We start from the raw sequence: 26,837 nt of genomic DNA, 5'->3' as shown, positions 1-26,837 counted from the left end.
AGAGCGTTCCGCACACTGCCCTCGGGCGATGTGTGCGGAACGCTCTTCGCGACGCGGGCCGGTCGGGTCGATTCAGGGCAGGACGCCGAGGAGCCGGGCGCGCGCCACGGACTCCATCCGCGACCGCGTGCCGAGCTTGGTGCCGATGTTGCGAAGGTACGCCTTGATGGTCTCCGGCGACAGCGACAACCGCGCCCCCACCTCGGCGTTCGAGCAGCCGAGCGCGACCTGGGCCAGCACGTCGATCTCGCGCGGCGAGAGCACCGACTTCGCGGGTACCGGGATGTCCCCGGCGTCGGGCGCCCGTCCCACGCCGGCGAGAGCGGACCCGGCGGCCAGGAGGCGATCGCGCAGGGCCGGGTCGCCCAGCTCCGCAGCGATCGCCCGCAGCTCTCCGTGGAGGACCCGCAGCTGCTCGCGGTCCGCGGCCTCGAAGCCGACGGAGTGTTCCGCGGCGGCGAGGTCCGCCATCCGCAGCCGGCGGTCGACCTCGTCCCTGACCTGGAACTCGGCGGCCAGGTCCGAGGCGACCGAGTTGAACGTCTTGACGACGTGGTCGCCGAGCTGCGTGGCCACCCGGGCCGACCCGTAGAGGATCGTCCGCGCGACGCCGGAGACCATCACCGGCACCGAGATGATGGCCCGCAGACCCTCCTTCTCCACCGCATCGGCGTAGTCGCGGGTGATGGCCGAGCACTCCTCGTAGTCGCGGACCGTGGCGGGACGCCCCGACGCCATGACGTGCCCACCGAGCCCGCGCCCCTTGGCCACGGCCAGACCCTGCATGGAGTTCGTGCGGGCGCCGATGAAGCGGGTGAGCTTCGCCGTCTCGCCGTCGGCCTGCCCCGCGAACACGATCGGCAGCGCGGACTCCTGCCGGGCGCGTCGCAGGGCTCCGACGACGGCGTCCGAATCACTGGGTCGAAGGGTGGTCATGGTCAGCTCCCGAGAGTGGAGGCGGTCAGCTCCGCGCGGAATCGCGGATGCTGGTGATGATGGCGCTGAAGTCCTTGCCACCGTTGTCCTGTGCGAACTCGTCGTACAGGGCCGCGGCCGCCGCACCGAGTGGCGCGACAGTACCGGTGCTCTCCAGCGCGGCCAGCGCCAGTCCCAGGTCCTTGTTCATCAGGGCCGTGGCGAAGCCGGGCGTGAAGTCGTTGTTCGCCGGGGAGGTGGGCACCGGGCCGGGCACGGGGCAGTTGGTGTGCAGCGCCCAGCTGTTGCCGGTGGCCCCGGTGACGACGTCGTACAGGGCCTGGTGTTCGAGCCCCAGCCGCTCCGCGAGCACGAACGCCTCGCCGATCGCGATCTGGTGGACGGCCAGGACCATGTTGTTGCAGACCTTGGCGGCCTGACCGGCCCCCGCGGCGCCGCAGTGGATGACCTTGCCCGCCATGGGCTCGAGGACCGGCTGCGCCGCGGCGAACGCCTCGTCCTCCCCGCCCACCATGAACGCCAGCGTCCCCGCGGTCGCGCCCTTGACACCGCCGGAGACGGGGGCGTCCACCTGGAGCATCCCCGCCTCGACGGCCTTGGCGTGCACCGCCCGGGCGTCGTCGACCGAGATGGTGGACGAGTCGATGAACAGCGTGCCGGCCTCCGCCTCCCCCAGGACGTCGTCGTAGGTGGAGGTGACCAGCGCGCCGTTGGGGAGCATCGTGATGACGACGCCGGCCCCGCGGACCGCCTCGGCCGGCGTCTCGCACACGGTGACGCCGGCCGAACTCGCGGCCTCCTGCGCGGCGGAGACCGGGTCGAAACCGCGGACCTCGTGGCCGGCACCGACAAGGTTGGCCGCCATGGGACCGCCCATGTTGCCCAGGCCGAGGAAAGCGACGGTCGGCAGTTCGTTGGTCATTCCTACCCTCCCAGTCCGCGCGCGGCGACGGCCCGGCCGACGACGACGCGCATGATCTCGTTCGTGCCCTCAAGGATGCGGTGCACCCGCAGATCCCGCACGATCTTCTCGATTCCGTATTCGGATAGATACCCGTAGCCGCCGAACAGCTGCAGCGACCGGTCGGCGATGTCGAAGCACCGGTCGGTGACGAACAGCTTCGCCATGGCACACAGCTCGACGTGGTCCGGCTCCTTGGCGTCCAGCGCGGCGGCGGCCCGCCACAGCAGGAGCCGACTGGCCTCCAGTTCGGTGGCCATCTCGGCGAGGGTGAACCGGATGGTCGGCTCGTCGATGAGCGCACCGCCGAACGCCTCGCGGTCCCGCACGTGTGCCACGGCCCGCGAGTACGCCTCCTGGGCCCCGCCCAGCGAGCAGGCGGCGATGTTGATGCGCCCGCCGTTGAGGCCGCGCATCGCGATGGTGAAGCCGAGCCCCTCCCCGCCGGTCTCCGCGCCGCCGATGAGGTTGGCGGCCGGAACCCGGACGCCCTCCATGATCACCTGCGCGGTCGGCTGGGCGTTCCAGCCCATCTTCCGCTCGTCGGGGCCGAAGCTCAGCCCGTCCGAGTCGGCCGGGACCAGGAACGCCGAGATGCCCTTGGGGCCGGCCTCCCCGGTCCGGGCCATCACCAGGTAGACGTCCGACTGGCCGCCCCCGGAGATGAACTGCTTGGTGCCGCTGAGCACGTAGTGGTCACCGTCGCGGACCGCCTTGGTGCGCAGCGCCGCCGCGTCCGACCCGGCGCCCGGCTCGGTGAGGCAGTAGCTGGCGAACTTCTCGAGCGAGGCCAGCTCGGGGATCCACTGCCGGCGCTGCTCGTCGGTGCCGAACTCGTCGACCATCCACACGCACATGTTGTGGATGGACAGGTACGCCGCCACCGACGGGCACCCGCGCGCGAGCTGCTCGAAGATCCGCACGCCGTCCAGTCGACGCATCCCGCTGCCGCCGACCTCCTCGGAGACATAGATCGCGCCCATGCCCATCCCGGCGGCCTCGCGGAGGACGTCCTTGGGGAAGTGGTGGGTCTCGTCCCACTCCTGCGCCTTGGGACCGATCCGCTTGTCCGAGAAGTCGCGTGCGGCGTCGACGATGACCTTGTCGTCGTCATCAAGGGTGAACATGGGTGTTCCTCTCCTGGGGCGAGCCGGTCAGTCCATCGTGGGGATGTTGAAGTCGGCCCCGTCCTTGATGCCCGACGGCCAGCGCTGCGTGACGGTCTTGACCTTGGAGTAGAACTTGATCGACTCCGGGCCGTGCTGGTTGAGGTCGCCGAATCCGGACTTCTTCCAGCCACCGAAGGTGTGGTACGCGATCGGGACCGGGATCGGCACGTTGACGCCGACCATGCCGACCTCGACCCGGGAGACGAACTCGCGGGCGGCGTCGCCGTCGCGGGTGAAGATCGCCACGCCGTTGCCGTACTCGTGGTCGTTGGGCAGGCTCAGCGCCTCCTCGAAGTCCTTGGCGTGGACCACCACGAGGACGGGGCCGAAGATCTCGTCGGTGTAGACGCTCATGTCCGGCGTCACCTTGTCCATGAGCGTCGGGCCCACGTAGTAGCCCTCGGAGATGTCCTCACCGTTGAACTCGCCGGTGTAGGCACCCACACCGCGACCGTCGACGAGGAGCTCGGCGCCGGCCTTCTCACCCTGGTCGATGTAGTCCAGGACCCGGGCCTTGGACTCGGGGGTCACCAGCGGGCCGTAGTCGGACTGCGGATCGTGGCTGTGGCCGACCTTGAGGTCCTTGACCTTGGGCAGCAGCTTCTCGAGGAGCGCCTCGGCCGTGCCCTCGCCGACGGGGACGGCCACGGAGATGGCCATGCAGCGCTCGCCGGCCGAACCGAAACCGGCGCCGACCAGGGCGTCCGCGACCTGGTCCATGTCGGCGTCCGGCATGATGATCGCGTGGTTCTTGGCGCCGCCGAAGCACTGGGCGCGCTTGCCGGTGCGGGCAGCGTTCTCGTAGATGTACTGCGCGATCGGGGTGGATCCGACGAAGCCGACCGCCTGGATCGTGTCGTTGTCGAGGATCGCGTCCACGGCCTCCTTGTCGCCGTGCACGACCTGGAAGATGCCGTCCGGCAGGCCCGCCTCGGTGAACAGCTCGGCCAGGCGCACCGGCACGGAGGGGTCCCGCTCGGAGGGCTTGAGGACGAACGCGTTGCCACAGGCGATGGCCGGGCCGGCCTTCCACAGCGGGATCATGGCCGGGAAGTTGAACGGGGTGATGCCGGCGACGACACCCAGCGGCTGGCGCATGGAGTAGACGTCCACGCCGGTGCCCGCGTTCTCGGTGAACTCACCCTTGAGCAGGTGCGGGATGCCGATCGCGAACTCGACGACCTCGAGGCCGCGCTGGATGTCGCCCTTGGCGTCCGGCGTGGTCTTGCCGTGCTCGATCGCGAGCAGCTCGGCGAGCTCGTCCATGTTCTGGTTGACCAGGTCCACGAACCGCATGAGCACGCGGGCGCGCTTCTGCGGGTTCTGCGCGGCCCACGCCTTCTGCGCGGCGGCTGCCTTGGCGATGACGTCGTCGACCTCGGCCGTGGTGGCCAGCGGTACGACCGCCTGCGCCTTGCCCGTGCTGGGGTTGAGCACTTCCTGGCTCCGCCCCCCGGTGGCCGCGACCCGCGCGCCGTTGATGTAGTGCTCGACCTGCCTGAGATCCGACATGGACGTCCCTTCCTCAGTGGGGCGGCGCGCTGTTCTCGCCCGCTCACCCCTGTCCCGTGATGCCCATCACCATATACTTGCAACTCCTAGTAATCCATAGCCGGGCCCCGATCGGCCCCGGACCCTCCCCTTTCGGGTGTACCGCCGCCCCTTGTGGCAGACCTACTGTGAGCTGACTCACTCACACGTTCCGTTGACAGGAGCATCCATGCCCCCGCTGCCCACCGAGGCCACCGTCCGGTTCCGCGCCGCCCGCGACTTCCTCCAGGCACACGCGCTGGACTACGACGCCGCGCGGGACGGCTTCGCCTGGCCCGAACTCGACGAGTGGAACTGGGCACTGAACTGGTTCGACGTCCAGGCCGAGGGGAACGACGACCCCGCCCTGTGGATCGTCGAGGAGAACGACGGCGGCGGCGCCCCGACCGAGGCCAAGTACTCGTTCGACGAGATGCGGGTCCGGTCCGACCGGACGGCCAACTGGCTGCGTGAGCGGGGCGTCGAGCCCGGCGACCGCATCCTGCTCATGCTGGCCAACCAGGTGGAGCTGTGGGACGTCATGCTGGCGGTGATCAAGCTCGGTGCCGTGGTCATCCCCGCCACCACGCTGCTCGCCGAGGGCGACCTGCGGGACCGCATCGCACGCGGCGGGATCAAGCACGTCATCGCGCGGGCCGAGCTGGCCGAGCGCTTCGCCGACATCTCCGGTGACTACCAGCGCATCTCCGTCGGCGGGGACGAGCGGGGCGGCGCGCCGGCGGGCTGGACCGACCTGGCCGGAGCGATGGACGCCTCCCCCGACTTCGAACCGACCCATACCACCCACGCCGACGACACCCTGCTGCTGTACTTCACCTCCGGCACCACCAGCAAGCCCAAGCTCGTCGAGCACACGCACGCCTCCTACCCGGCCGGTCACCTGTCGACCATGTACTGGATCGGCCTCCAGCCCGGCGACGTCCACCTCAACGTCTCCTCGCCCGGATGGGCCAAGCACGCCTGGTCGAACGTCTTCACCCCGTGGATCGCCGGGTCGTGCGTGTTCATCTACAACTACTCGCGCTTCGACGCCGCGGCGATGATGCGCGAGATGGACCGTTGCGGCGTGACGAGCCTGTGCTGCCCGCCGACCGTGTGGCGGATGCTCATCCAGGCCGACCTGACCCAGCTGCAGGTCCCGCCCCGCCTGGCGGTGGGCGCGGGCGAGCCGCTCAACCCCGAGGTCATCGGCCGGGTCCGGGACGCGTGGGGGGTGACGATCCGCGACGGGTTCGGCCAGACCGAGACCACCGTGCAGATCGCCAACACCCCCGGGCAGCCCATCAAGGACGGCTCGATGGGCCGCCCGTGCCCCGGCTTCGACGTGGTGCTGGTCGACCCGGCCACCGGGCAGGAGGTCGCCGCCGACGGCGCGGAGGGCGAGATCTGCCTGCGCCTCGATCCCCGCCCGCTGGGACTGATGGTCGGTTACCACGGTGATGCCGAGCGCACCGACGCCGCCTACGCGGACGGCTTCTACCACACCGGTGACGTGGGGTCCCGGGACGCGGAGGGTTACATCACCTACGTCGGGCGCACCGACGACGTGTTCAAGTCCTCCGACTACCGGATCTCGCCGTTCGAGCTGGAATCGGTGCTGCTCGAGCACCCGGCCGTCGCCGAGGCCGCCGTCGTCCCCTCCCCCGACCCGGTGCGGCTGAGCGTGCCCAAGGCCTTCGTCGTCCTGGCCGGCGGCTGGGAGCCCACCGAGGCCACGGCGCGCGAGATCTTCGAGTACTCGCGCACGCACCTGGCCGGTTACAAGCGGGTCCGGCGCCTGCAGTTCACCGACCTGCCCAAGACCATCTCGGGCAAGATCAGGCGGGTGGAGCTACGCCGCGGCGAGGTCGACAACGGCCCGTCGGTGGACTTCCCCGGTGAGTTCCGCGAGGACGCACTGCGCTGACGGTGGACGCCGTCCGGGGCGTGCGAGGACGGGCGACGACGACGACGAGGTGGTCGTCCCCGTCCGGTGCGCGGTCCGCGGGCGGCCGCCGCGCGACGCGGGTCCCGAGGCGGCTCACGTCCGGAGGAGGCCGTCGATCTCCTCGGGCGTCCACGGCGGATGCGAGTGGAAATCGCGGTACGCCAGGATCTGGGCCTCCGGCGTGGGGAATCGTCCGACGAAGCCGCCCGATCCGGCGAAGACGCCCCCGGTGATCCCCGCGGAGAGGTCGGAGACGAGATAGGTGTAGAGGGGTGCGACGTACTCCGGGCCCGCCGGGTCCAGTGCCCCGGCCACACTCAGCTCGTCGAGCATTCCCCGGCGCCCCAGGTCCCGGATCTGCTCCTCGTAGGCCCCCCCACTGGACAGACGGGTGCGCGCGCCGGGGCACACGACGTTCGCCCGGATCCCGTGCTCGGCCAGCTCCGCCGCGATCGCCATGGTGAGTGAGGTGACGGCGCCCTTGCCCGCCGGGTAGCCGGTCCCGCCGTAGTCGCCCTTCCAGGCGAACGACGACGTGGTGACGATCGCACCAGTTCCCGCCTCCACCAGGTGTGGCGCGAAGACGCGACAGGGGGCGAACACCGTGCCCAGGTGGGCGTCGATGAGGTCGGCGAAGTCGGCGTGGGACACCGTGAGGATCGACGACCCCGCCGGTTCGGGCACCCCGGCGCACGTGATGAGGCCGCCCACGACCGAGTCCCCCTCCCTCGCCCGGGCGAGCAGCTCCTCGGCGACGGCGGGCTCGTGCGCCGACCCGGCGACGCCGCGGATCCGGCCGGTCGACCGTGCCGCCAGGTCGTCGACCTGCTCGGCCAGCGCCCGTGGATCCCGGCCGTTGAGCACGACGTCCGCACCCCGGGCCGCCAGGTCCTCGGCCACCGCGGCCCCGATCCCGCGAGAGGATCCGGTGACGGCGTACGCCCGCCCGCCCAGGTGGAGCGCGGTCACTGCCGGCGGTCGTGGTCGGGTCCACGGGCGGCGAGGGTCCGCTTGGCCCACCCGTAGTCCGTCTTGCTGCTGGGGTGCCGCTCCACCTTGTCGACGACCCAGAACGCGACCGGGATCTTGAACCCCGCCAGGGTCGCGCGCAGCGCCTCCTCCAGGGCTGCGAAGTCCCCGGTGTGGCCGTCATCCCACTGGAGCACCGCCCCGACCCGGTGGCCGAACCGCTCGTCGGGCACGCCCAGCGCCACGGCGTCCTGCACGCCCTCGGCGGCCTTGAGCGCCGACTCGACCTCCTCGGCGAAGATCTTCTCGCCACCGGAGTTGATCACCTGGCTGCCCCGGCCGAGCATGATGATCGTGTCCGGGCCGTCGTACCTGCCGCGGTCGCCGGTGAACACCCGCCGGGTCCCTGCGATCTCGCGGAACGTCTCGGCCGACTTGGCGGCGTCCTTGTAGTAGCCACTGGGCTGGTAACCCGCCTTGACGATCCAGCCGATCTCGGTGGAGTCGTCGGGCAGCGGCTCGTCGAAGTCGTCGACCAGTTGCAGGCCGCTACCGCGTGGGATGCGGGGGCCGTGGTCGGTGAACAGCGATCCGTCGTCGACGTTCGCCTTCGTCACGACCCCCAGTCCGCCGAAGCCGCTCTCGGAGGACCCGAACGCGTCCATGATCATGAGATCGGGGCGCAGCTCGAAGAGCTCGGCCTTGACCGCCGGCGAGAACAGAGCGGCGCCGGAGCTGACCATGAACACGCTCGAGGTGTCGGCACCGGTGCCGCGCATCCGTTCGAGCATCGGCCGCACCATGGCGTCGCCGGCGAGGACGACGATCTGGATCTTCTCGCTCTCGATCTCCTCGAGCACGTCGTCCGCCCGGAAGTGCGGCAGGTAGTGGCACGTACCCCCGGAGAACAGCGCGGTGAACGAGGGCATGAGCCCGGAGGTGTGGATGAGCGGGAGCAGCACGAGGTAGCGCGCGGGGTCCCCGCCCAGGCCGGCACGGGACTGGTGGTACTCGTCGGGCACCGGCTCCCCGGTGTAGTAGTCGCTGCCCCCGCCGAGGCTGCGCCACAGGTCCTCCTGGCGCCACATCACGCCCTTCGGCTTGCCGGTGGTCCCGCCCGTGAAGACGAGGAAGAGGTCGTCCGCGCTGCGTTCCACCGGCGCCCGGTCCGGCGAGGCCGCGGCGAGGAGCTCCCGGGCGTCGAGCGTGCCGGCCGGCAGCTCCCCCGCCCCGGACCCGTCCTCGACCACGATGAGGTGACGCAGCCGCTCCGCGTCCCCGACCGCACCCGCCACCGCCGGGGTGAACTCGCGGTGGAAGACCAGGGCGCAGGAGTCGGAGTAGTCGTACAGGTACCCCAGCTCGGATCCCGCGTAGCGGTAGTTGATGCTGACGGGCACGGCGCGGAGTTTGAGGACGCCGAGGAACAGCGCGATGCAGTCCACCCCGTTGCGCAGGTGGATCGCCACGTGATCGCCGGGACCCACCCCCCGGGAGGCCAGCCCGTCCGCCCACCGGTTGGCCTCGGCCTCCAGGTCAGCGTAGGTGAGCCGGCGGTCGTCCTCCACCACCGCGAGCCGGTCGCGTCCGTACGCGTCGACCGCGTGCTCGAAGAGATCTGCCAGGGTGTGTGCCATTACGGGGTCCTCCGGGGCGGGCTACTCGGGTGGAGCGGACTCGACGGGTGGGGTCGGTTCAGACGGGCGTGATGGGGATCGGGGTGCGGGTGGGTCCGAAGGTGAACGCCGCGCCGGTGCTGATGCGGGTGACGGCGACCTCCTCGCCCTCCGTGGCCGGCTCGTCGCCCAACCGCAGGACCGCCTCCACGTGCGAGCCGTCCGTCGGGACTCGCTCCACGGTCCAGTGCGGGTCGACCGCCTGCGCGGCGGCGGCGAGGGGCCGGAGTCCGTCGCGGGCGAGCAGCGGGAGCCAGGTGTCGTCGGCGAACCCGTCGGCGGCGGTGTCCCAGCGCACCGTCAGCTCGGTACCGTCCGCGGACACCTCCGATGAGTAGCCGGTGTAGGCGGTCGGCCCCGCCATCGGGTGCAGATCGAGCACCGCGGCGAGGCCGAGCGCGTCGGGGCCCACGCCCAGGACCTCGCGGATCCGTCCCGCCGCGACACCGGCGATGCCGGTGGACTGGTAGGCGAGGAGCCGGTCCGCCGTCTCGGTGTCCGACCGACGCCGCACCGACTGGTGGAAACCGACGGCGAGCAGGTGCATCTGGAGATAGACCTCGCGGGTGATCCGGATGAGTGCGGCGGAGGTGAACTCGGTGAAGACCAGGTCGGTCAGCAGTGGTCCCGCGTAGTCGTCGCGCGGGCCCTCGCCGGTCGTGTCCCGGGGTGCCGGGGGGTCGAACCGGAAGTCGATGATCCGGCTGGACGCGGACTCAAGCGCGGGTCCGGGCACCGGGAACGGCTCGCCGTCCGGGTCGATCCGCACCCGCCAGTGGCAGTGCGGGGCGCGGCCCTCCGGGGCGCGGGGCGGGCGGTGGATGGGTTCGACGACCGCGAGCGGGTTGGTGGCCAGCGCGGTGGCGGGAAAGGTGGGGTCCTCGATGTCGTGGCACATGGTGGTGACCAGCCGGTCCCCCATCGGTTCGACGTCCATGAGGGCTCCACAGTGGTCCAGCCAGAACTCACCGTTGTCGTGGTCGGTCACCGAGTACCGGAAGTCCATGAACTCCGGCGGGGCGCCCACGTCCAGTTGGAAGCCCTTGAAGATCTCGGCGACGCCGTCGCCGGTGATCGACAGCGCGTCCTTCATCCGGCGGGCGTAGTGGGGACTGGCGGCCTGCCATTCCTCGATCGCCACGTCCCTCATGCCGTCGACGCCGAACTCGCCGAGCAGCGCCGGCATGCCGGCCCGGTCGATGAGCTGGCCGATGAGCAGCAGGTCGGGCAGGAGCCGGGCGAGCGTGGCGTGGTCGAGGGCGTCCAGGGGATCGGGCGGCGGGGAGATGCTCACGGGACTCAGACCTCCTCCGGGGAGGAGACGGGCCACAGCGGGGCCGGGCTGTCCTCGATGCGGTACCAGCCCGCCGGCTTGTCGCCGGCCGCCTCGAACCGCTGCTTCATGGAATCGGTGAGTGCGTCGGCCTCGTACATGCGCATGAACAGGTCGACGACGTTGCCGAAGTCGAAGAAGTCGCGGTGCCACGCCCACTGCTGGTTCCCGTTGTAGAGGAACCACGATCCGCCCAGACCGTGGACCTCGTACGGCTCGCCCGTCTTGGGGTCGACCGTGTCGCGCGCGATCTGCTTCCACAGGCACAACACGTCCCCGGTCTCCGGGTCGATGATCGTGCGGATGTACGGGTACTCCCAGCCGTCGAGTCCGGCCATCTCCTGCCCGAGCGCGATGTCGCGGATCTCGTCCCGGCCGACCGCCATGAAGTCGTCCTTGGTGCCGTAGTTCCACCCGTAGGTGGCGTCCTCGGCGTAGAAGTCGGCCAGAGGCGTCCAGTCCTTCTTCCGCTCGCACTCCGCGTTGGCCTCGATCCAGCGCTCCACGAACTCGGCGATCTCGGCGCGGTCGTATCGGGTCACGTCACTCACTCCTGGGGCTCTCTTGCGTGGGGTCTGGGGTGTCGACCAGGCGCAGTGCCTGTGTCGGGCAGTACTTGACGGCGGCCTTGACGGCCTCGAGTTGGCTGTCGGGTATCCGGCCCCGCTTGGCCCGTACCTTCGCCTCGGGCCCCTTGGGCACCGTGAACCATTCGGGCGCCTCGGCCTGACACTCGGCGTGGGCCTGGCACAGGTCGAAGTCGACCTCGACCCGCATCGGCGACTCCCCGCCCATCAGCGACGCCTCCTCCGGTAGCGGACGGTGCACGGCTGGGCCAGCTGGACGACCATCTTCGAGTGGTCGTTGTGGTAGCTCTCCGCCGGCTGGGCGAGCTCGAACTCGAACTCCCGCAACAGGACCGAGAAGATGGCCTTGATCTGCAGCTGGGCGAACGCCGCGCCCACGCAGCGGTGCCGGCCGGCGCCGAAGGGGATCCAGGTCCAGCGGTTGACGATGTCCTCCTGCCGCGGTTCCGCGTACCGGTCCGGGTCGAACGCGTCCGCGTCGGGAAAGTCCTCCGGCAGCCGGTTGGACACCGCCGGCGAGGCGGCGACGGTCTGGCCGGCGTGGACGACGTAGTCCCCGATCCGCACGTCCTCCTGGGCGACGCGCATGAGGATGATGAGCGGCGGGTGCAGTCGCAGCGTCTCCTTGAGGGCGTTCTCCACCTTGGGCATCTGCCGCAGCGCGCCGAAGCTGTACTCGGCACCGTCCGCGTAGACCTCGTCGAGTTCCGCCACGACCTGCGAGAGGTACTCGGGATGCTTGAGCAGTTCGATGAGCATCCAGGCGCTCGTCCCCGAGGTCGTGTGGTGCCCGGCGAACATCATCGAGATGAAGATGCCGGTGACCTCGTCCGGGGTGAACCGGTGCGTGCCGTCGTCGTTCTTCACCGAGACCAGCACGTCGAGCAGGTCCCGGTCCTCCTTGTCGGCGGGCGGGTTGGCGACGCGGTCGTCCATGATCGCGGAGACGAGCTCGACCAGCCCGGCGCGGGCCTCGTCACGCTTGCGGAACGCGGGGATGTCGGCGTAGGCGTCGATGTAGGCGTGGGGGTCGGTCCCCTGTTCCAGGTCGTGGTACAGGTGGGCGAACCGGGAATCGAGCTGCTCGCGGAACTTGGGGCCGATGAGGCACGCCGACGAGGTGTAGATGGTGAGTTCGGAGAACCACTCGAGCAGGTCGATCTCGCCCTCGTCGCCCCACTCGGCCACCATGCGCTGGACCTCGTGCGGGATGGTGACGGCGTGCTGGCGCATGTGGTCACCGCGCAGGGCGGTGTTGTGGAGCATCTCCGAGCGGCGCTCGGGGCTGGCGTCGAAGACGACGCCCTCACCGAACACCGGGGTCATGAAGGGGTAGGCGGCCGCCTGGTCCAGCGCCTCGTCGGGCGCCCGGAAGAACGCCTCGTTCGCGGCGGCACCCGAGGCCAGGCAGATGTCGCGGTCGGCGATCCGGAACACGCCCAGGTCGCCGCACTCCTGTCGGACCCGCCAGAACAGGCTGATCGGGTCGGTGCGTAGCTCGTCCATGTGGCCGAGTTCGCCCTCTCCGCCGGACACGCGCTGCGGCTCGTCCAGGCCCGAGAAGTCGGTGGGCTCGTCTGTGGAACTGTCGATGCTGGTCACGAGTAGTCCTCCTCGATGGGGGCCTCCGGCTGGATCTCCAGCTCGGTGATCTGGGCGCCGCGGGGCATGGACACCATGGCGGTGACCCCGCGCGCGAGGTCGGCGGGTTTGCACATCCGGGGATGACGACCGAATCCGTGCCTCACCCATTCGTTGATGACGGCCTCGGCCGTGTCCTGGTCGAAGTCCGTGCCCATCTCGGTCATCACCGGACCGGGCCGGACCACGCCGAGCCGCACCCCGGTGCCCTCGAGCTCCCGGCGGGCCTGCTTGGCCATGGTCTCCAGTCCGGCCTTGGCCGCCACGTACGCGCCGGAGCGAGGCCGGGCCGTGTAGGCCACGTCGGAGCCGATGAGCACGACGTCCCCGCGGCGGCGGTCGATCATGCCGGGCAGTACCGCGTGCAGCAGGCGGTGGACGGCGAGCAGGTGGATGTCGAGCTGGGCGGCGAAGTCGTCCGGGTCCATCTCCCAGACCCGTGCCATCTTCAGGCTCCCCGCGCTGGAGACCAGCACCTCTGCGGGGCCGTACGCATCGGCAGCCGCGGCGACGAACCCGGTGACGGAGTCGGCGTCGGTGACGTCGACCTCCCGGGCCGTGGCCTCGCCCCCGGCCTCGCGGATGGTGCGCACCAGGTCGTCGAGCCGATCCGCGCGGCGCGCGCCCACGACGACCGGGTGCCCGAGTGCCGCGAGGGACTCGGCACTCGCGCGGCCGATGCCCGAGGAGGCGCCGGTGACCAGGGCGGGACGTTCGGAGGCGTCCGGGTGGGACGGGAACCGCAGGCTCATCAGCGCGCCACCTCGACCCGCATGGGCAGATGGGCGAAGCCGCGGACGTTGGAGGAGTGGACGCGCTCGGCCCCGGGGAGCAGTTCGTAGCCGGTGATCGTGCGGGCGATCATGTCCAGCGCGATGCGGCCCTCGAGCCGGGCGAGGTGCGCCCCCAGGCAGAAGTGGGGTCCCTGACCGAAACTCAGGCTCGCCGTGGTGTCCCGCGCGAGATCGAAGGCGTCGCCGCGGTCGAAGACCTCCTCGTCGCGGTTCGCGGACCCGATGAGCAACAGGACCTTCTGGTCGGCGGGGATGGTGACACCCCGGACCGTGGCGGGCTCGGTGGTGGTGCGCAGGACCATCTGACTCGAGGTGTCGAAGCGCAGCGTCTCCTCCACCCAGGCCGGTGCCAGGGCGGGATCGTCGAGCACGGCCCGCGACTGGCCGGGGTACTCGTGGCCCCAGAACAGGGCGTTGGCCAGAAGTTTGGTCGTGGTCTCGTTGCCGGCCACCACCATGAGGAACAGGAAGGACAGGATCTCGTCGTCGTCCAGCTTCTCGCCGTCGATCTCGGCGTCGAGCAGTGCGGAGGTGAGGTCCTCGGTCCGGGCGGTACGACGCTCGGCGACCATCCCCTGGTAGTAGGTGATGAGGTCGAGCGCGGCCACCATGGAGTCCTCCGGCACGTCCTGCACGCCCTCCTCGCGGTGCATGACGAGGTCGGCCAGCCGACGCAGTTCGGCCCGGTCGACCTCCGGTACGCCCATGAGATCCGAGATGACGTCCATGGGCAGCTTGCCCGCGTAGTCGTCGACGAAGTCGATGGTCTCCCCGTCGCGGGACCGGGCCAGGCACTCGTCCCAGTACTGCCGCGAGATCCTCGAGATCCCCTCGGACAGGGCGTCCACGCGCCTGGAGGTGAACCCCTTGCTCACCAGTTTGCGCAGGCGGGCGTGGCGGGGATCGTCCATCGCGAGGAAGGACATCGTCTTGTAGGCGTGCGGCCCGTACGCGGCGGGGTCCAGCGAGACCCCCATGGCGTTGGAGAACACGTCCGGCGCGCGGAACGCCTCGCGGACGTCCGCGTGCCTGCTCAGCGCCCAGAAGTCGAGGTCCGGGTTGTGGTAGACGGGCGCCTCCGCGCGGAGACGGGCGTAGAACGGGTAGGGATCCTCGTGCACCGCGTAGTCGTACGGGCTGAACACGAGCGGAGCGGGCGTCGCGGTGGTCATCTCAGGGGTCACCTCAGGATCAGTCGTGCTGCGGATTCGATCGCGTCTGCCATGTCCGAGTAGGAGCCGTAGCCCATGCCCGCCCGGACGAGTGCCCCGGCGTAGACCATCTCCAGTGCCTGGACCACCTCGTCGTCGTTCCGGTCCCCCAACGCCGCCACGAGGCGACGCCGGATGTCGGCGCCGATCCGGACCCGCAGGTGGGAGACCTCGGGGTCGTCGCCCAACAGAGCGGCGGTGACGGCCGACGACAGTTCCGGCTCGTCGGCGAGGAGGAGCGCGACGTCGCGCAACACGGCGACCACCCGGTCGGCGGTGGAGCCACCGTCGGCGGCCTCGGTCACGTGGTCGTCCAGACGGCGCCAGAACACCTCCGCGATGAGGTGGCCCTTGGAGGAGAAGTACGTGTAGGCGGTCGCCGGTGCGACGCCGGCCCTGGCGGCCACGGCACGGACGGCCAGGCCTCCCGGACCCTTCTCCCGCAGCACCTCGACAGCCGCGCTGGTCAGGCGGTCGACGGTCTCGGCCTGCTGGCCGTTGAGCCTGCGCCGCGTCGATTCGAACCGAAGATCACTGGACATGTGTCTGGACAGTACACCACCGTCCGGACTATCGTCTAGACAGCTGTCCACCCATTCTGGATCGATCCACCGCGACGGAAGGCTCCTAAGTGACGACGAGCATCACCGACACCGCCCCCCTGCTGATCGGCGGTGAGCTGCGACCCGCCACCGGGGGCGCCACGTTCGACGTCCTCAACCCGGCCACCGAAGAGGTCATCGGCCGGGCCGCCGACGCCGGGCGCGAGGACATGGACGCGGCCATCGCCGCCGCGCGCACCGCGTTCGACACCACCGACTGGTCCTCCGACCACGCGTTCCGTGCGCGGTGCCTGCGCCAGCTCCGCGATGCACTTCAGGGACACATCGAGGAGCTGCGGGCACTGACCATCGCCGAGGTCGGCGCGCCCCACATGTTCACGACCGGCCCCCAGCTGGAGGGGCCCGTCGCGGACCTGGGCTGGCTCGCCGACCTGGTGGAGGCCTACGAGTGGGTCACCGAGCTCGGGGAGTCCGAGATCATGGGCGTGCGCTCCAACCGCTCGACCCGGCGCGAGGCGGTCGGCGTGGTCGGCGCCATCACCCCGTGGAACTTCCCCAACCAGATCAACTTCGCCAAGATCGGCCCCGCGCTGGCCGCCGGCTGCACCGTGGTGCTCAAGCCCGCCCCCGACACCCCGCTCATCGCCGCGGCCGTTGCCCGGATCGCCGCCGAGGAGACGGACATCCCCGCCGGCGTACTCAACGTGGTCTCGTCGTCCGACCACGGCCTCGGCGAACAGCTGACCACCGACCCGCGCGTCGACCTGGTCTCCTTCACCGGATCCACCGCGACCGGCAAGAAGATCATGGCCGCCGCCGCCGAGACGCTGAAGAAGGTCTTCCTCGAGCTCGGCGGCAAGTCCGCCGCCGTTGTGCTGGACGACGCCGACCTGAACTCGGCGTGCTTCATGACGGCCCTCAACGCGTGTACGCACGCCGGACAGGGCTGCGCACTGACCACCCGCCTCGTCGTGCCCCGCGAGAGGTACGACGAGGCGGTCGAGGCGGCCAAGGGCGCCATGGCGGCGTTCGCCCCGAAGGACCCCAACGACCCGGGTGCCTTCTGCGGCCCGGTGATCTCCGCCGTCCAGCGCGAGCGCATCGAGGGTTACATCGCCCTGGCCGTGGAGGAGGGCGGCACCATCGAGATCGGTGGCGGCCGCCCCACCGGCGAGGGCATGGAGCGCGGGTTCTGGGTGGAGCCGACCCTCATCTCCGGTCTCGACAACTCGGCGCGGGTGGCACAGGAGGAGATCTTCGGCCCCGTCCTGGTGGTCATCCCCCACGATGGCGATTCCGATGCGATCCGGATCGCCAACGACTCCCCCTATGGACTGTCCGGAGCCGTGTGGGGCACCGACCCCGAGCGGATCGAGAAGGTCGTGGCCGGCATCCGCACCGGCACCCTCGGCGTCAACGGCGGCCAGTGGTACGGCGCCGACGTGCCGTTCGGCGGGTACAAGCAGTCGGGCATCGGCCGCGAGATGGGCCGCGAGGGCTTCGAGGAATACCTCGAGATCAAGTCCGTCGCCACCCCGGCCTGAGGCCCCGGACAGCACCGGAGAGCCCGGGCACCCGGCACCACTGGCCCGGCACCACTGGCCCGGCACCTGGCCCCACACCACTCACCAGCACCACTCACCAGCACCACCCCATCCAGCATCACCACGCCGACAGGAAGAGACACACGACATGGGACGTTTCGACGGTAGGACCGCCATCGTGACCGGAGCCGCCGGCGGCATCGGCGAGGAGTACGCCAAGGCCCTCGCGGCCGAGGGCGCGAACGTGGTGGTCGCCGACGTGTCGACCGAGAACGGGGAGCGCGTCGCCGCGGACATCGTCGCCGCGGGCGGCCGGGCGGTCTTCCGGCACACGGACGTCTCCGACCCCGACTCGGCCAACGCCTGCGCCGAGGCCGCGGTCGAGGAGTTCGGCCGCCTGGACATCCTGGTCAACAACGCCGCGATCTTCGGCGGCATGAAGCTCGACTTCCTCATCACCGTGCCGTGGGACTACTACGAGAAGTTCATGTCGGTGAACCTCAACGGTCAGCTGCTCATGGTCCGCGCCTGCTGGGAGAAGATGGCCGCCGCCGGCGGTGGCGCGATCGTCAACCAGTCCTCCACCGCGGCGTGGCTGTACTCGGGCTTCTACGGCCTGGCCAAGGTCGGCGTCAACGGCCTCACCCAGCAGCTCGCCACCGAGCTGGGCGGCTCGAACATCCGCATCAACGCCATCGCTCCCGGGCCGATCGACACCGAGGCCAACCGCTCCTCGACCCCGCAGTCGATCGTCAAGGAGATGGTCGACAAGCTGCCCATCAAGCGCATGGGTCAGCCGGAGGACCTGGTGGGGATGCTGCTGTTCCTGCTGTCGGACGAGGCGTCGTGGATCACCGGGCAGATCTTCAACGTCGACGGCGGACAGATCATCCGGTCATGAGCGGGCATCCGATCACGAGCGACCCGGCCCCGACCCCCGAACAGAAGCCCGCCCTGCGGATCGGCACGGGGTCGGCCGGCGACTCCCCCGCCCCGGTCGGGTTCATCGGCCTGGGCAACATGGGTGCGCCGATCGCGAAGCGCCTCCTGGCCTGGCCGGGCGGACTCGTGGTGTGCGACGTGCGCCCGGAGACGACCGAGCCGTTCGTCGCCGAGGGGGCCACCGCCGCCGCCACCGGTGCCGAGGTCGCCCGCACGGCGCGCCTGGTGTCGGTGACGGTGCTGGACGACGCCCAGGTGCGTGACGTCGTCGACGGACCCGAGGGGATCCTGCGCACCGCCGCACCGGGGACCGTGATCGCGGTCCACTCCACCATCGCCGACTCGACGGCTGTTGAGCTGGCCGAGGTGTGTGCGGCCGCCGGGGTCCACCTGGTGGACGCGCCGGTGTCGGGTGGCGCGCAGGGGGCGGAATCGGGTCAGCTCGCCGTGATGGTCGGTGCGCCGCGCGAGGTCTACGAGGCGTGCAAGCCGGTGTTCGCGCTGTGGGCGGGCATGCCCGTGCACGCCGGGGAAGTGGGTGCGGGCACGCGGATGAAACTGGCCCGCAACCTCCTGCACTTCATCTCGTTCACCGCCACCGCCGAGGCCTCCCGGCTGGCCGAGGCCGCGGGCATCGACATCACCAAGCTGGGCCGGGTGGTCCGCCACACCGACGCCATCACCGGCGGCGCCGGGGCCGTGATGCTGCGGGACTCCACCGCGCCGATCGCGGCCGACGACTTCTGGCACGGCGTGTTCACCCACGTCCGCGGCCTGGGCGAGAAGGACCTGTCCCTCGCCCTGGGCCTGGCCGACCGGCTGGGCGTGGACCTGCCCCTGGGCACCATCGCGCTGCGCGACCTGGGCACCGGGTTCGGTGTCGGGCCGGGTGAGCTCGCCCGCCGCGCGGACGTCCGCGCGTCCGACGGCGTGTCCGGCGAAGCGGGCGGGACCGGACGAGACCACGACGACGACCACGACGACGACGAGGAGAACCGATGAGCGACGCCGCGGACGCCGGGATGAGCCCGGAGCGCGAGCACGGTCTGGCCATGATGACCGAGGTGTACGGCTTCGAGATGTCCGACGGGCCGGGTGATTACTTCGCCGAGACCGCGGACCACCTGTTCGGCAGGATCTGGTCCCGCCCGGGCCTGAGTCACCGCGATCGCCGGTTGCTGCTCCTGGGGGCGCTGACGGCCCAGGGCAACACCGACATCGCGGACATCCAGGTGGGGGCGGCGCTCGGCAACGACGAGCTGACGCCCGAGGAACTGGAGGAGATCGTGGTGTTCCTCTGCTACTACGCGGGCTGGCCCAACGGGACCAAACTCGGCAACGTCGTGGGCCCGCACGTGGCGCGTGCCCGCAAGGCCGCCCGCCGCGCCGAGGGCTGAGGGGCGGGCGCTAGGTTGAAACCCATGACCGCACCCGAGATCGAACCCGCGCTGCTCGCCGTAGCGCTCGCCGCCCCCGGCTTCATGCCGCTGGAGGAGGGCATCACCTTGTACGACATCGCCTGCGAGTTCCTGGGCGACGGTGTGGGCGTGGAGATCGGCACCTACTGCGGCCGCTCCACCGTGTTCCTCGGCGCGGCCGCCCGCGTGACCGGCGGCAGCATCGTCACCGTGGACCACCACCGCGGTTCCGAGGAGCACCAGCCCGGCTGGGAGTACCACGACACCTCGCTGGTGGACCCCCACACCGGCCGCCTGGAGACCCTGGGCTCGTTCCGCCACACCATGTGGGACGCCCGGCTCGACGACGTGGTGACCGCGGCGGTGGGGACGTCGACCCAGGTGGCCCGCGTCTGGGGCAGGCCCGCGTCGTTCGTCTTCATCGACGGAGGCCACTCCTCCGAGGCGGCGCAGGCCGACTACGAGGGCTGGGCCCCGTGGGTGGAGATCGGCGGGGCGCTGCTCATCCACGACGTGTTCCCGAACCCGGAGGACGGCGGCCGTCCCCCGTACGAGATCTACTGCCGCGCGCTCGAGTCGGGCCAGTTCACCGAGGTCCGGGCCGTGGACTCGCTGCGCGTGCTGCGCCGCGACTCCGGCGAGGTCGGCGCGCCGATGCCCTGAGCCCCCAACCGCCCCGGATCCGCTATTCCGAATCCGGATCCGCTATTCGAATCTGGGTAGCGGATCCGGATTCGGGGTAGCGGATTTCGTGGTCTGCGGGGCGGGCCGGGCTGGTCTGCGGGCCGGGCGGGCCGCAAGGGCGGGTCACACCGCCCAGCGACCGCCGGCGCTCCACGGGTCGCCGGGTGAGGGCCGGCCGCGCCGTGAGTGCAGGAACCGCCCCACCACGGCTGCGCCCAGGTCGTCGACGTCCGGCGCCACCACCGTGCCGTCGACCCTCCGGGCCAGCGCGTCGAGGAACCGGGACAGACCCGGGTCGTCGCCCAGCCGGAAGAAGGTCGTCTGCGCCCCGGTGCGGGCGACCCGGTCCAACTCGTCGACGGTGATCCGGATGGTGTCGGGGTCCGGCGGGTAGGCGAACCACGGCTCCCCGCCGCTGAGCAGGTGGGCGGTGGGTTCGCCGTCGGTGACGATGAGCAACACCGGCTGCATCGTCGGGTGCTCACGGAAGTACCGCCCGGCGAGCAGGAGCGCATGATGCAGGTTCGTGCCGGCCTCGTACTGCGCGTCCAGGGAGAGCAGGTCCTCCACTGTCCGGGTCTGGGCGAAGCGGCCGAACGAGATGAGCTGCAGCCGGTCCTGCCGGAAACGGGTGCTCACCAGGTGGTGGAGGGCCAGGGCCGTACGCTTCATCGGGACCCACCGCCCCTCCATGGCCATGGAGAACGACGTGTCCACCAGCAACGCCACGGCGGCCTGGGTCCGCGCTTCGGTCTCCCTGACCTCGATGTCCTCGGGCAGGAGCCGGATCCCCGCACCCGTCTCGCCCCCCTCCGCGGCGATCCGGGAGATCGCATTGCCCACGGTCCTGGGCACGTCCCAGGACTCGACGTCACCGAACTCCCAGGCCCGGCTCGACCCCGTCTGCTCCCCCGCGGCCCCCGACAGCCTGGTCTCGCGCGCACCGGTCCGGCCGGACAACCGCTGCGCGGCGTCGCGGAGCAGTGACCTCCCGAGTTTGCGCAGCGCGGCCGGGGAGAGTCGGAGGTCCCCGTCCGGTCGGCGACTGAGGTAGCCGGACTCACGCATCTGCTGTTCGAGCCGCGACAGCGTCTGCACGGACACCGCCGCCTCGCGACCGAGATGGCGGGCCACCGCCTCCAGGTCGAGTTCGGACAGCGGGGACCTGTCGCTCCGCGAGAGCTGTTCGGCCAGCCGGTCGAGGTCTCCGAGTTCGGCCATGGCCGCGGTCCCCTCGGACATCCCCAGCCCCTCGGAGCCCTCGAAGTCCTCCGAGCCGTCCCAGTCCTCGCCCGGACGCAGGGACTGCAGCAGCCCGTCCAACCGGCCCAGCTGCTCCATCAACTCGGGCGAACCGAACGCCTGCTGCGACAGGGCCATGAGCTCCTCCCGCTGCTCCGGGGTCATCGAGCGCATCATCCGCTGGGCCGCGGCCGCACGCTCGGCGAGGGTGTCGATCAACTCCTCGACGTCCTTCGGCTGCTCCGGGAACGCGTCGGAGTGCTTGTCCATGAACTCACGGAAGTCCTCGGGGGTGTCCTCTCCGCGGGCGTGCTTGTCGAGCAGCTCGGTCAGGTCCGACAGCATCTCCGACACCGCCGCCCGGTCGGCGTCGGTCGCGTTCTCCAGCGCCTGTTTCATCCCGGCGAATCGGGCGTCGAGCACCTCGGCGCCCATGAGGTCCTGGATGCGGCGGTACGCCTCGCGGGCGTCGGACGAGGCCCAGTCGTAGTCCTTGAGTTCCCCGACCGCGGCGGCCGGCGAGTCGGGCAGGTTCTCGATGGTCATCTCCCGCAGGGTGCGGTCCATCGGATCCATGGCGGTGTCGCGGGCGAGCTGTCCCCGCTCGGCGAGCAGCGCCTCGTCGAGCAGCCGGGAGACCTCCTCGAGGGTGCCGCCCAGGTGGTTCCGCTGCAGCAGATCGCGACGTCGACGCTGGATGCGTCCGGCCAGCTCGTCGAGGCCCGTCTGGTCGCGGCCGCCGGTGCGGAGGAACTCCCGCATGGACTGCTCCGGGGAGTACCCGGCCATGACGCCCTCGGAGACCGCGTCGAGCGCCTCGGACAGGTCGAGCGGGGGCGCGAGCGGGTCCGGCCCGCCGATGTAGCGCCCGTAGCGGGCGCGGGGCTCTGGTCGCGACATCGCGCACCTCCTGCTCCGGCGGCGCTCGGTAGCCGCCGATGGTGTCAGCCGTAGACGGCGGCGCCGTCCCCGGTCTCCTTGGACAGACGCCGTGAGAGGTAGAGCCCCTCCAGCGCCAGTTCGATCCCGCCGGCCCGCTGGCCGACGTTGGACGCCCCGACCCTGTCGGCGATCTCGTCGTAGAGCCCAGGTTCGGACAGCTCGGGCAGGGCGGCGAGGAATTCGGCGGCGGTGACGCTCGCGCCGGTCGTGAGGGTCACCGACCCGTCGAACGCGTCGACCAGCGGGGTCATGTCGATCCCCCGGAACAGTCCGCGGACGACGTCCACCGTGGCGATGCGCAGCAGGTACCGCAGGATCTCGGTCTCGCGCCCCTCCTCGCCGGGCTCGAACTCGATCTTGCCGCGCAGGACCTCGACGGCGGCGTCCACGTCGACGAGCCGTGCCACGGACTCACCCGGGTCGTCGGCACCCCGCACGGCCGCCCGCCGTCGGGCCGCCGCCGCGACGGTCTCCGCGCCGGCGATGGCGAAGCGGGCGGAGACGCCGGAGGCCTGGTTGATCGAGTCGGAGGTGCGCAACTCGCGCGTGAACCGGGCGAGCAGTTCCATCAGCGGATCCGGCACCTCGGCGGTCAGCTCGGCTTCCTGCCGCACGACCTCGATCTCGTCGGCCAGGTCTAGCGGGTAGTGGGTGCGGATCTCGGCGCCGAACCGGTCCTTCAGCGGGGTGATGATCCGTCCGCGGTTGGTGTAGTCCTCCGGGTTGGCCGAGGCCACCACCAGCACGTCCAGGGGCAGGCGCAGGACGTAGCCGCGGATCTGGACGTCCCGCTCCTCCATGACGTTGAGCAACGCCACCTGGATCCTCTCGGCCAGGTCGGGCAGTTCGTTGAGCGCCACGATCCCGCGGTTCGCGCGCGGCACCAACCCGTAGTGGATGGTCTCCGGGTCACCCAGTCGGCGGCCCTCGGCCACCCTCATGGGATCGACGTCGCCGATCATGTCGGCGACGGAGGTGTCCGGGGTGGACAGCTTCTCCACATAGCGCTCGTCACGGTGGCGCCACTGTACGGGCAGCGCATCCCCCTCACGGGCGATCCGCTCGCGCGTGGGTTCGGTGATCGGCGCGAGCGGGTCCTCGCCCAGCTCGGACCCGGCCACGACGGGCGACCACTCGTCCAGCAACCCGACGAGCGTGCGCAGCAGACGGGTCTTGCCCTGGCCGCGTTCTCCGAGCAGGACGATGTCGTGGCCGGCGATGATCGCCCGCTCGACCTGTGGGATCACCGTCGTGTCGAAGCCGTGCATGCCGGGCCACGGATCGCGTCCGGCGGCCAGGGCCGCGAGCAGGTTCTCGCGCAGCTCCTCCCGGAGGGTGCGGCTGGTGTATCCGGCGGCGCGCAGCTCGCCGAGGGTCTGCACGTTCGGCTTATCGCTCACACCGCCCACCGTAGCCCTGCGATGCCACTTCCGCTTCCGGCATAGGGTGGCACCATGCGTGCAGTGTTGACCCTCGTCCTCAACATCATCTGGCTGCTGACCGCGGGCATCTGGCTGTTCCTCGGCTATGTGCTGGCCGGGATCCTCGCCTGCATCCTCATCATCACGATCCCGTTCGGGGTCGCGAGTTTCCGGATCGCCGCCTACGTGCTGTGGCCGTTCGGCCGGGAGGTCGTCGACCGGGGCCGTCCCGGCGGGGTGAGCACGATCGCCAACGTCATCTGGTTCCTGGTGGCCGGACTGTGGCTGGCGATCGGCCACGTCGCCACCGCCGTCGCGCAGGCGGTGACGATCATCGGCCTGCCCCTGGCGTGGGCCAATCTCAAGCTCATCCCGGTCACGTGCTTCCCGTTCGGCAAGGAGATCGTCCGCTCCGACCGGGCGGCGATGGTGCCGGTCGCCACCCGCTGACCGCCCGGGCGCCACCCGCTGACCGCGCATCTCCGCACCGCATCCGGGCCCGGTCAGTCCTCGAGCGTCGGCTGGTGGTGGCTGGCGATCGACACCCGGTTGAAGGCGTTGATCAGCACGATCGTCCACTCGAGCGCCGAGAGCTGCTCGTCGGAGAAGTGGTCGGCGGCGGCTGCGGTCGCGGCGGCTCGTTCCTCGGCGTCGTCCAGCCGGGTCAGCGTCTCGGCCAGTCGTAGTGCCGCCCTTTCCGGGTCACCGAACGCATCGATCTCCCGCCACGCGGGCAGCAGGTCGAGCCGGTCCTGGGAGACCCCGGCCTTGCGGGCCGCCGGCACGTGGGTGGCAAGGCAGGCCGCGCAGCCGTTGAGCTGCGAGACGCGCACGTTGACCAGTTCGAGCAGCGACTCCTCCAGCCCGGCCTCGCCGGAGGCCTCCCGCGAGGCGACCGCCGCACGGACGAGCTGCTTGTAGACCTCGCGCTGGGCGCGATCCAACTGCGGGACCCCCATGTCAGCCGCCCTCCCCGCCGAATCGCGCCCGGTCGGCGTCCGTGGCCTCCCGGTACGCGCCGGCGAACTCGTCCGCGTTCTTGCCGAGGAAACCCTCCACCATCGAACACACCGGCACGATGGTGATCCCCTCCTCGCGCGTGGCCTCCACCGCGCCGCGCACGAGTGCGGTGCCGATGCCCCGGCCACCGAACTGCTCGTCGACCACGGTGTGGTGGAAGACGCGCTCGCCGGCGTGGTCGCGGAAGTCGGCGTGGCCGGCGACCTCGCCGGAGGCGTCCCGGACCTCGAACGCCTCGGTGGAGTCGGCTCGGTCCACGGTCACGGTCGCGCCGGTCTTGTCGGTGTACTCGGTCATCTGCGGTGTCCTCTCACATCGGGGTCGACTGCGCGCGCGAGTCCGGGTTGACCCGCGGTTTGAGGGTGGTGGTGGGCAGGGTGGGCGCGGGGAGCCGGGTCAGCCCCCGCGGGTCGTGGCCGATGTACCCGTCCACGCGTCCGAAGCGCTCCGATCCGACCTCCCACTGCTCGCGGTAGCCCGCGATCTCGTCGTGGGTCCGGCCGATGAAGTTCCACCACATGATGATGTCCTCCTCGAACGGGGTGCCACCGATGAGGACCGCCCGCCCGGCCGTGGTGCCGGTGTTGCGGATCGTCAGGGTGGTCTCGCCGACGCCGGTGTACGCGAGGTGGCTGACCTCGACGTCGACGCCCTCGAGGGTCAGATCACCGGAGTCGACGAGCAGCCCGTGCTCGAAGGCCGGGTCGACGTCCAGTCGCAGTTCGGCGCCGGGGTCGAGCCGGAGCTCCGCGGCGACGAGGGGGGTGTAGGTGGTGACCGACGACGACGAGCCCAGCAGGGACCCCATGAAGACCCGCGCCGATCCCCCGGCGAATCCGACGGGGTCGGGCACGTGGTGGTCGAACCTGCGGCCGCTGCTCTCGCGGTGTTCCTCGGGTAGCACGGTCCACAGCTGCACGCCGTGCAGGACGGTGGTGTCCTGGGTCGAGACCTCGGTGTGGCAGATGCCGGCGCCGGAGGTCATGAGGTTGACCTCCCCCGGGCGCACCACCGCATGGTTGTCCCCGGAGTCGTGATGGGTGACGCTGCCCTCGAAGAGCCAGCTCACGGTCTGCAGGCCGGTGTGCGGGTGCGAGGGCACGTCCATGCCGCCGGTGGCCGAGACGTCATCGGGTCCGTAGTGGTCGACAAAGCAGAAGGCGCCGATGAGCGAGCGCTGGCGCTGCGGCAGCGTCCGGCGGACCGTCATCGCCCGCGGCCCGCCCAGGGGCACCTCGCGGGAGGTGATGATCTCCACGACGGCCCCGCCGGGCTGCGCCTCTGCCGAACGGGGCCCGCCCGGCGCACCGCCGGCCTCGCACTCGATCTCGGGCGGGTCGGGGTCGAGGTTGCTCATTCGACGACCTCGCTCATCTCGGCCCGGGCGTCGACGGCCTCGCGGCGCAGCTCCAGCTTCTTGGCGTTGATCTTCCCGCCCAGCGCCAGGACTAGCGCCTTGTCCACGACCGCCACCGGCAGGTGGTCCAGGAGACGCCGGCCGAGGTCCCATCGCACGGCGTAGCGGCGACGGGGGCGCGCTGTGGTACCGGCGGTCCACACGGCCTCCGCGAGCACGGACGGGTCGGTGGCCTTGTCGTCCTCACCGGCGGCCATCTCCCCCATCACCGCGGCCATCGCGGCGAACGGCGAACCGGGGGCGGTCGATTCCTGGAAGCGCCGCCGGATCGAGGCGGTCATCCCGGTGCGGAACGGACCCGGTTGGACGAGCACGACGTCCAGGCCGAGGAACATCAGCTCGCGCCGCAGCGCGTCACCGTAGGCCTCGATCGCGTGCTTGCTCATGGCGTAGGCGCCGTTCATCGGCATGCCGTGCTGGGGGCCGGTCTCGGAGCTGATGAGGACCACCCTCCCGCGGGTCTCTCGGAGCAGGTCCCACAGGGCGTGGACGGTGCGCACGGTGCCCATGACGTTGACATCCAGGACCTGCTGCACCCGGTCCGGATCGGTCTCGGCCAGCGGCCCGATCCCGAGGACGCCCGCGAACGTGACGAGCGCGTCGAGGCGGCCGTGCTCGCGTCGGACCCGGTCGGCCAGGGCGGTGAGCGAGGCGGAGTCGGTGACGTCCGCGGCGAGGGGCGTGACGCGGTCACCGCCGGGCGGTGCCTGGAGGTCGACGGCCACGACGTGCCAGCCCCGCGAGGCGTAGAGCGCGGTGGTGGCCGCCCCGAGGCCGCCCCCGGCTCCGGTGACGACGACGACGGGGGCGGCGGGCGCGCTGGTGTCCATACCCTGACGGTACCGGCGTGCGGAGTCCCGGTGGGGCGCTCCCGGGAGCCCCGCCCGCC

26 protein-coding genes are annotated in these 26,837 nt (G+C 71.1%); 7 read left to right on the top strand and 19 right to left on the bottom strand.

All coding sequences use genetic code 11. From position 1 onward, the window contains the following. Window positions 1-72 precede the first annotated feature (72 nt). Genes AC3DEV_RS02395 through AC3DEV_RS02380 form a run of 4 tightly spaced genes read right to left on the bottom strand, consistent with a single transcriptional unit; the run spans window position 73 to window position 4,578 of the window. On the bottom strand, window positions 73-936 hold the full coding sequence (locus AC3DEV_RS02395) for a LuxR C-terminal-related transcriptional regulator (protein WP_488371185.1): 864 nt from the start codon (window positions 934-936) through the stop codon (window positions 73-75). Between the two features lie 25 nt (window positions 937-961). Continuing rightward, complete coding sequence (gene mmsB / locus AC3DEV_RS02390) at window positions 962-1,858, bottom strand: 3-hydroxyisobutyrate dehydrogenase (RefSeq protein WP_227022213.1); 897 nt, start codon at window positions 1,856-1,858, stop codon at window positions 962-964. Window positions 1,859-1,860: 2 nt separating this feature from the next. After that, on the bottom strand, window positions 1,861-3,024 hold the full coding sequence (locus AC3DEV_RS02385) for an acyl-CoA dehydrogenase family protein (RefSeq protein ID WP_488371184.1): 1,164 nt from the start codon (window positions 3,022-3,024) through the stop codon (window positions 1,861-1,863). Window positions 3,025-3,051: 27 nt separating this feature from the next. Beyond that, window positions 3,052-4,578 (bottom strand): CoA-acylating methylmalonate-semialdehyde dehydrogenase, encoded by a 1,527-nt coding sequence (locus AC3DEV_RS02380; protein WP_159148488.1) that lies wholly within the window; start codon window positions 4,576-4,578, stop codon window positions 3,052-3,054. Window positions 4,579-4,786: 208 nt separating this feature from the next. Between AC3DEV_RS02380 and AC3DEV_RS02375 the strand changes: the two genes are divergently transcribed. Further along, entirely contained in the window at window positions 4,787-6,523 is a 1,737-nt protein-coding gene (locus AC3DEV_RS02375) for an AMP-binding protein (RefSeq protein WP_488371183.1), read from the top strand. 114 nt (window positions 6,524-6,637) lie between these two features. Here the strand turns inward: AC3DEV_RS02375 and AC3DEV_RS02370 are convergent, their stop codons facing one another. The 9 genes from AC3DEV_RS02370 to AC3DEV_RS02330 all read right to left on the bottom strand — a co-directional run bounded on the left by AC3DEV_RS02370 (window position 6,638) and on the right by AC3DEV_RS02330 (window position 15,297). Beyond that, a complete protein-coding gene (locus AC3DEV_RS02370; RefSeq protein WP_271799482.1) occupies window positions 6,638-7,513 on the bottom strand; it encodes an SDR family NAD(P)-dependent oxidoreductase in 876 nt (291 codons plus the stop codon). After that, complete coding sequence (locus AC3DEV_RS02365) at window positions 7,510-9,150, bottom strand: AMP-binding protein (RefSeq protein ID WP_488371182.1); 1,641 nt, start codon at window positions 9,148-9,150, stop codon at window positions 7,510-7,512. Before AC3DEV_RS02365 ends, AC3DEV_RS02370 begins: the two co-directional genes overlap by 4 nt. A gap of 58 nt (window positions 9,151-9,208) precedes the next feature. After that, window positions 9,209-10,483 (bottom strand): hypothetical protein, encoded by a 1,275-nt coding sequence (locus tag AC3DEV_RS02360; RefSeq protein WP_269529498.1) that lies wholly within the window; start codon window positions 10,481-10,483, stop codon window positions 9,209-9,211. A 5-nt stretch (window positions 10,484-10,488) separates the two neighbouring features. After that, on the bottom strand, window positions 10,489-11,064 hold the full coding sequence (locus AC3DEV_RS02355) for a nuclear transport factor 2-like protein (RefSeq protein WP_269529497.1): 576 nt from the start codon (window positions 11,062-11,064) through the stop codon (window positions 10,489-10,491). 1 nt (window position 11,065) lies between these two features. Further along, window positions 11,066-11,317 (bottom strand): ferredoxin, encoded by a 252-nt coding sequence (locus tag AC3DEV_RS02350; protein WP_371606999.1) that lies wholly within the window; start codon window positions 11,315-11,317, stop codon window positions 11,066-11,068. Then, window positions 11,317-12,615: a cytochrome P450 gene (locus tag AC3DEV_RS02345; protein WP_096907521.1), complete on the bottom strand. Its 1,299-nt coding sequence runs from the start codon at window positions 12,613-12,615 to the stop codon at window positions 11,317-11,319. Before AC3DEV_RS02345 ends, AC3DEV_RS02350 begins: the two co-directional genes overlap by 1 nt. A gap of 92 nt (window positions 12,616-12,707) precedes the next feature. Continuing rightward, a complete protein-coding gene (locus tag AC3DEV_RS02340) occupies window positions 12,708-13,502 on the bottom strand; it encodes an SDR family oxidoreductase (protein WP_488371181.1) in 795 nt (264 codons plus the stop codon). Then, window positions 13,502-14,716, bottom strand: a complete 1,215-nt coding sequence (locus AC3DEV_RS02335) for a cytochrome P450 (protein ID WP_488371180.1) — start codon at window positions 14,714-14,716, stop codon at window positions 13,502-13,504. The genes AC3DEV_RS02340 and AC3DEV_RS02335 overlap by 1 nt, the downstream gene beginning before the upstream one ends. A gap of 8 nt (window positions 14,717-14,724) precedes the next feature. Beyond that, window positions 14,725-15,297 carry a TetR/AcrR family transcriptional regulator gene (locus AC3DEV_RS02330; protein ID WP_096907048.1) on the bottom strand — a complete coding sequence of 191 codons (573 nt, stop codon included), beginning with the start codon at window positions 15,295-15,297 and terminating at the stop codon, window positions 14,725-14,727. Between the two features lie 89 nt (window positions 15,298-15,386). On the opposite strand from AC3DEV_RS02330, the gene AC3DEV_RS02325 reads away from it, so the two are divergent. From AC3DEV_RS02325 to AC3DEV_RS02305, 5 genes are all read left to right on the top strand, one after another. Then, entirely contained in the window at window positions 15,387-16,862 is a 1,476-nt protein-coding gene (locus AC3DEV_RS02325; RefSeq protein ID WP_488371179.1) for an aldehyde dehydrogenase, read from the top strand. Between the two features lie 148 nt (window positions 16,863-17,010). Next, on the top strand, window positions 17,011-17,763 hold the full coding sequence (locus AC3DEV_RS02320) for an SDR family oxidoreductase (RefSeq protein WP_096907046.1): 753 nt from the start codon (window positions 17,011-17,013) through the stop codon (window positions 17,761-17,763). Next, complete coding sequence (locus AC3DEV_RS02315; protein WP_488371178.1) at window positions 17,760-18,806, top strand: NAD(P)-dependent oxidoreductase; 1,047 nt, start codon at window positions 17,760-17,762, stop codon at window positions 18,804-18,806. The genes AC3DEV_RS02320 and AC3DEV_RS02315 overlap by 4 nt, the downstream gene beginning before the upstream one ends. Continuing rightward, entirely contained in the window at window positions 18,803-19,201 is a 399-nt protein-coding gene (locus tag AC3DEV_RS02310; RefSeq protein WP_253702067.1) for a carboxymuconolactone decarboxylase family protein, read from the top strand. Before AC3DEV_RS02315 ends, AC3DEV_RS02310 begins: the two co-directional genes overlap by 4 nt. Window positions 19,202-19,225: 24 nt before the next feature. Next, window positions 19,226-19,885 (top strand): class I SAM-dependent methyltransferase, encoded by a 660-nt coding sequence (locus AC3DEV_RS02305; protein WP_067716767.1) that lies wholly within the window; start codon window positions 19,226-19,228, stop codon window positions 19,883-19,885. Window positions 19,886-20,029: 144 nt separating this feature from the next. Here the strand turns inward: AC3DEV_RS02305 and AC3DEV_RS02300 are convergent, their stop codons facing one another. Further along, window positions 20,030-22,048: a vWA domain-containing protein gene (locus tag AC3DEV_RS02300; RefSeq protein WP_488371177.1), complete on the bottom strand. Its 2,019-nt coding sequence runs from the start codon at window positions 22,046-22,048 to the stop codon at window positions 20,030-20,032. 44 nt (window positions 22,049-22,092) lie between these two features. After that, window positions 22,093-23,499 (bottom strand): sigma 54-interacting transcriptional regulator, encoded by a 1,407-nt coding sequence (locus AC3DEV_RS02295; protein ID WP_216824146.1) that lies wholly within the window; start codon window positions 23,497-23,499, stop codon window positions 22,093-22,095. A 45-nt stretch (window positions 23,500-23,544) separates the two neighbouring features. On the opposite strand from AC3DEV_RS02295, the gene AC3DEV_RS02290 reads away from it, so the two are divergent. Beyond that, entirely contained in the window at window positions 23,545-23,961 is a 417-nt protein-coding gene (locus AC3DEV_RS02290; protein WP_396444290.1) for a YccF domain-containing protein, read from the top strand. 53 nt (window positions 23,962-24,014) lie between these two features. Here AC3DEV_RS02290 and AC3DEV_RS02285 read toward each other — a convergent pair whose 3' ends face one another. From AC3DEV_RS02285 to AC3DEV_RS02270, 4 genes are read right to left on the bottom strand one after another with little or no spacing between them, the layout of a single operon-like run. Beyond that, complete coding sequence (locus tag AC3DEV_RS02285) at window positions 24,015-24,470, bottom strand: carboxymuconolactone decarboxylase family protein (protein ID WP_488371176.1); 456 nt, start codon at window positions 24,468-24,470, stop codon at window positions 24,015-24,017. A gap of 1 nt (window position 24,471) precedes the next feature. Further along, window positions 24,472-24,828: a GNAT family N-acetyltransferase gene (locus tag AC3DEV_RS02280; RefSeq protein WP_472982291.1), complete on the bottom strand. Its 357-nt coding sequence runs from the start codon at window positions 24,826-24,828 to the stop codon at window positions 24,472-24,474. A 13-nt stretch (window positions 24,829-24,841) separates the two neighbouring features. Beyond that, the gene (locus tag AC3DEV_RS02275; protein WP_488371175.1) at window positions 24,842-25,888 is read right to left on the bottom strand and encodes a pirin family protein; all 1,047 of its coding nucleotides are present in this window, start codon (window positions 25,886-25,888) and stop codon (window positions 24,842-24,844) included. After that, complete coding sequence (locus tag AC3DEV_RS02270; RefSeq protein WP_488371174.1) at window positions 25,885-26,778, bottom strand: SDR family NAD(P)-dependent oxidoreductase; 894 nt, start codon at window positions 26,776-26,778, stop codon at window positions 25,885-25,887. Before AC3DEV_RS02270 ends, AC3DEV_RS02275 begins: the two co-directional genes overlap by 4 nt. Between the last annotated feature and the right edge of the window lie 59 nt (window positions 26,779-26,837).

The organism is Dietzia sp. IBK-p2-15D (assembly GCF_057773105.1).
Note: the sequence above shows the minus strand (reverse complement) of the source record. Positions and strands in the feature narration are given on the sequence as shown.

Excerpts from the sequence above, each read along its gene's own strand:
- AC3DEV_RS02395 (WP_488371185.1), bottom strand. The coding sequence starts at position 936 with ATGACCACCCTTCGACCCAGTGATTCGGACGCCGTCGTCGGAGCCCTG.
- mmsB (WP_227022213.1), bottom strand. The coding sequence starts at position 1,858 with ATGACCAACGAACTGCCGACCGTCGCTTTCCTCGGCCTGGGCAACATG.
- AC3DEV_RS02385 (WP_488371184.1), bottom strand. The coding sequence starts at position 3,024 with ATGTTCACCCTTGATGACGACGACAAGGTCATCGTCGACGCCGCACGC.
- AC3DEV_RS02380 (WP_159148488.1), bottom strand. The coding sequence starts at position 4,578 with ATGTCGGATCTCAGGCAGGTCGAGCACTACATCAACGGCGCGCGGGTC.
- AC3DEV_RS02375 (WP_488371183.1), top strand. The coding sequence starts at position 4,787 with ATGCCCCCGCTGCCCACCGAGGCCACCGTCCGGTTCCGCGCCGCCCGC.
- AC3DEV_RS02365 (WP_488371182.1), bottom strand. The coding sequence starts at position 9,150 with ATGGCACACACCCTGGCAGATCTCTTCGAGCACGCGGTCGACGCGTAC.
- AC3DEV_RS02350 (WP_371606999.1), bottom strand. The coding sequence starts at position 11,317 with ATGGGCGGGGAGTCGCCGATGCGGGTCGAGGTCGACTTCGACCTGTGC.
- AC3DEV_RS02345 (WP_096907521.1), bottom strand. The coding sequence starts at position 12,615 with ATGGACGAGCTACGCACCGACCCGATCAGCCTGTTCTGGCGGGTCCGA.
- AC3DEV_RS02340 (WP_488371181.1), bottom strand. The coding sequence starts at position 13,502 with ATGAGCCTGCGGTTCCCGTCCCACCCGGACGCCTCCGAACGTCCCGCC.
- AC3DEV_RS02335 (WP_488371180.1), bottom strand. The coding sequence starts at position 14,716 with ATGACCACCGCGACGCCCGCTCCGCTCGTGTTCAGCCCGTACGACTAC.
- AC3DEV_RS02330 (WP_096907048.1), bottom strand. The coding sequence starts at position 15,297 with ATGTCCAGTGATCTTCGGTTCGAATCGACGCGGCGCAGGCTCAACGGC.
- AC3DEV_RS02320 (WP_096907046.1), top strand. The coding sequence starts at position 17,011 with ATGGGACGTTTCGACGGTAGGACCGCCATCGTGACCGGAGCCGCCGGC.
- AC3DEV_RS02315 (WP_488371178.1), top strand. The coding sequence starts at position 17,760 with ATGAGCGGGCATCCGATCACGAGCGACCCGGCCCCGACCCCCGAACAG.
- AC3DEV_RS02310 (WP_253702067.1), top strand. The coding sequence starts at position 18,803 with ATGAGCGACGCCGCGGACGCCGGGATGAGCCCGGAGCGCGAGCACGGT.
- AC3DEV_RS02305 (WP_067716767.1), top strand. The coding sequence starts at position 19,226 with ATGACCGCACCCGAGATCGAACCCGCGCTGCTCGCCGTAGCGCTCGCC.
- AC3DEV_RS02300 (WP_488371177.1), bottom strand. The coding sequence starts at position 22,048 with ATGTCGCGACCAGAGCCCCGCGCCCGCTACGGGCGCTACATCGGCGGG.
- AC3DEV_RS02290 (WP_396444290.1), top strand. The coding sequence starts at position 23,545 with ATGCGTGCAGTGTTGACCCTCGTCCTCAACATCATCTGGCTGCTGACC.
- AC3DEV_RS02285 (WP_488371176.1), bottom strand. The coding sequence starts at position 24,470 with ATGGGGGTCCCGCAGTTGGATCGCGCCCAGCGCGAGGTCTACAAGCAG.
- AC3DEV_RS02280 (WP_472982291.1), bottom strand. The coding sequence starts at position 24,828 with ATGACCGAGTACACCGACAAGACCGGCGCGACCGTGACCGTGGACCGA.
- AC3DEV_RS02275 (WP_488371175.1), bottom strand. The coding sequence starts at position 25,888 with ATGAGCAACCTCGACCCCGACCCGCCCGAGATCGAGTGCGAGGCCGGC.
- AC3DEV_RS02270 (WP_488371174.1), bottom strand. The coding sequence starts at position 26,778 with ATGGACACCAGCGCGCCCGCCGCCCCCGTCGTCGTCGTCACCGGAGCC.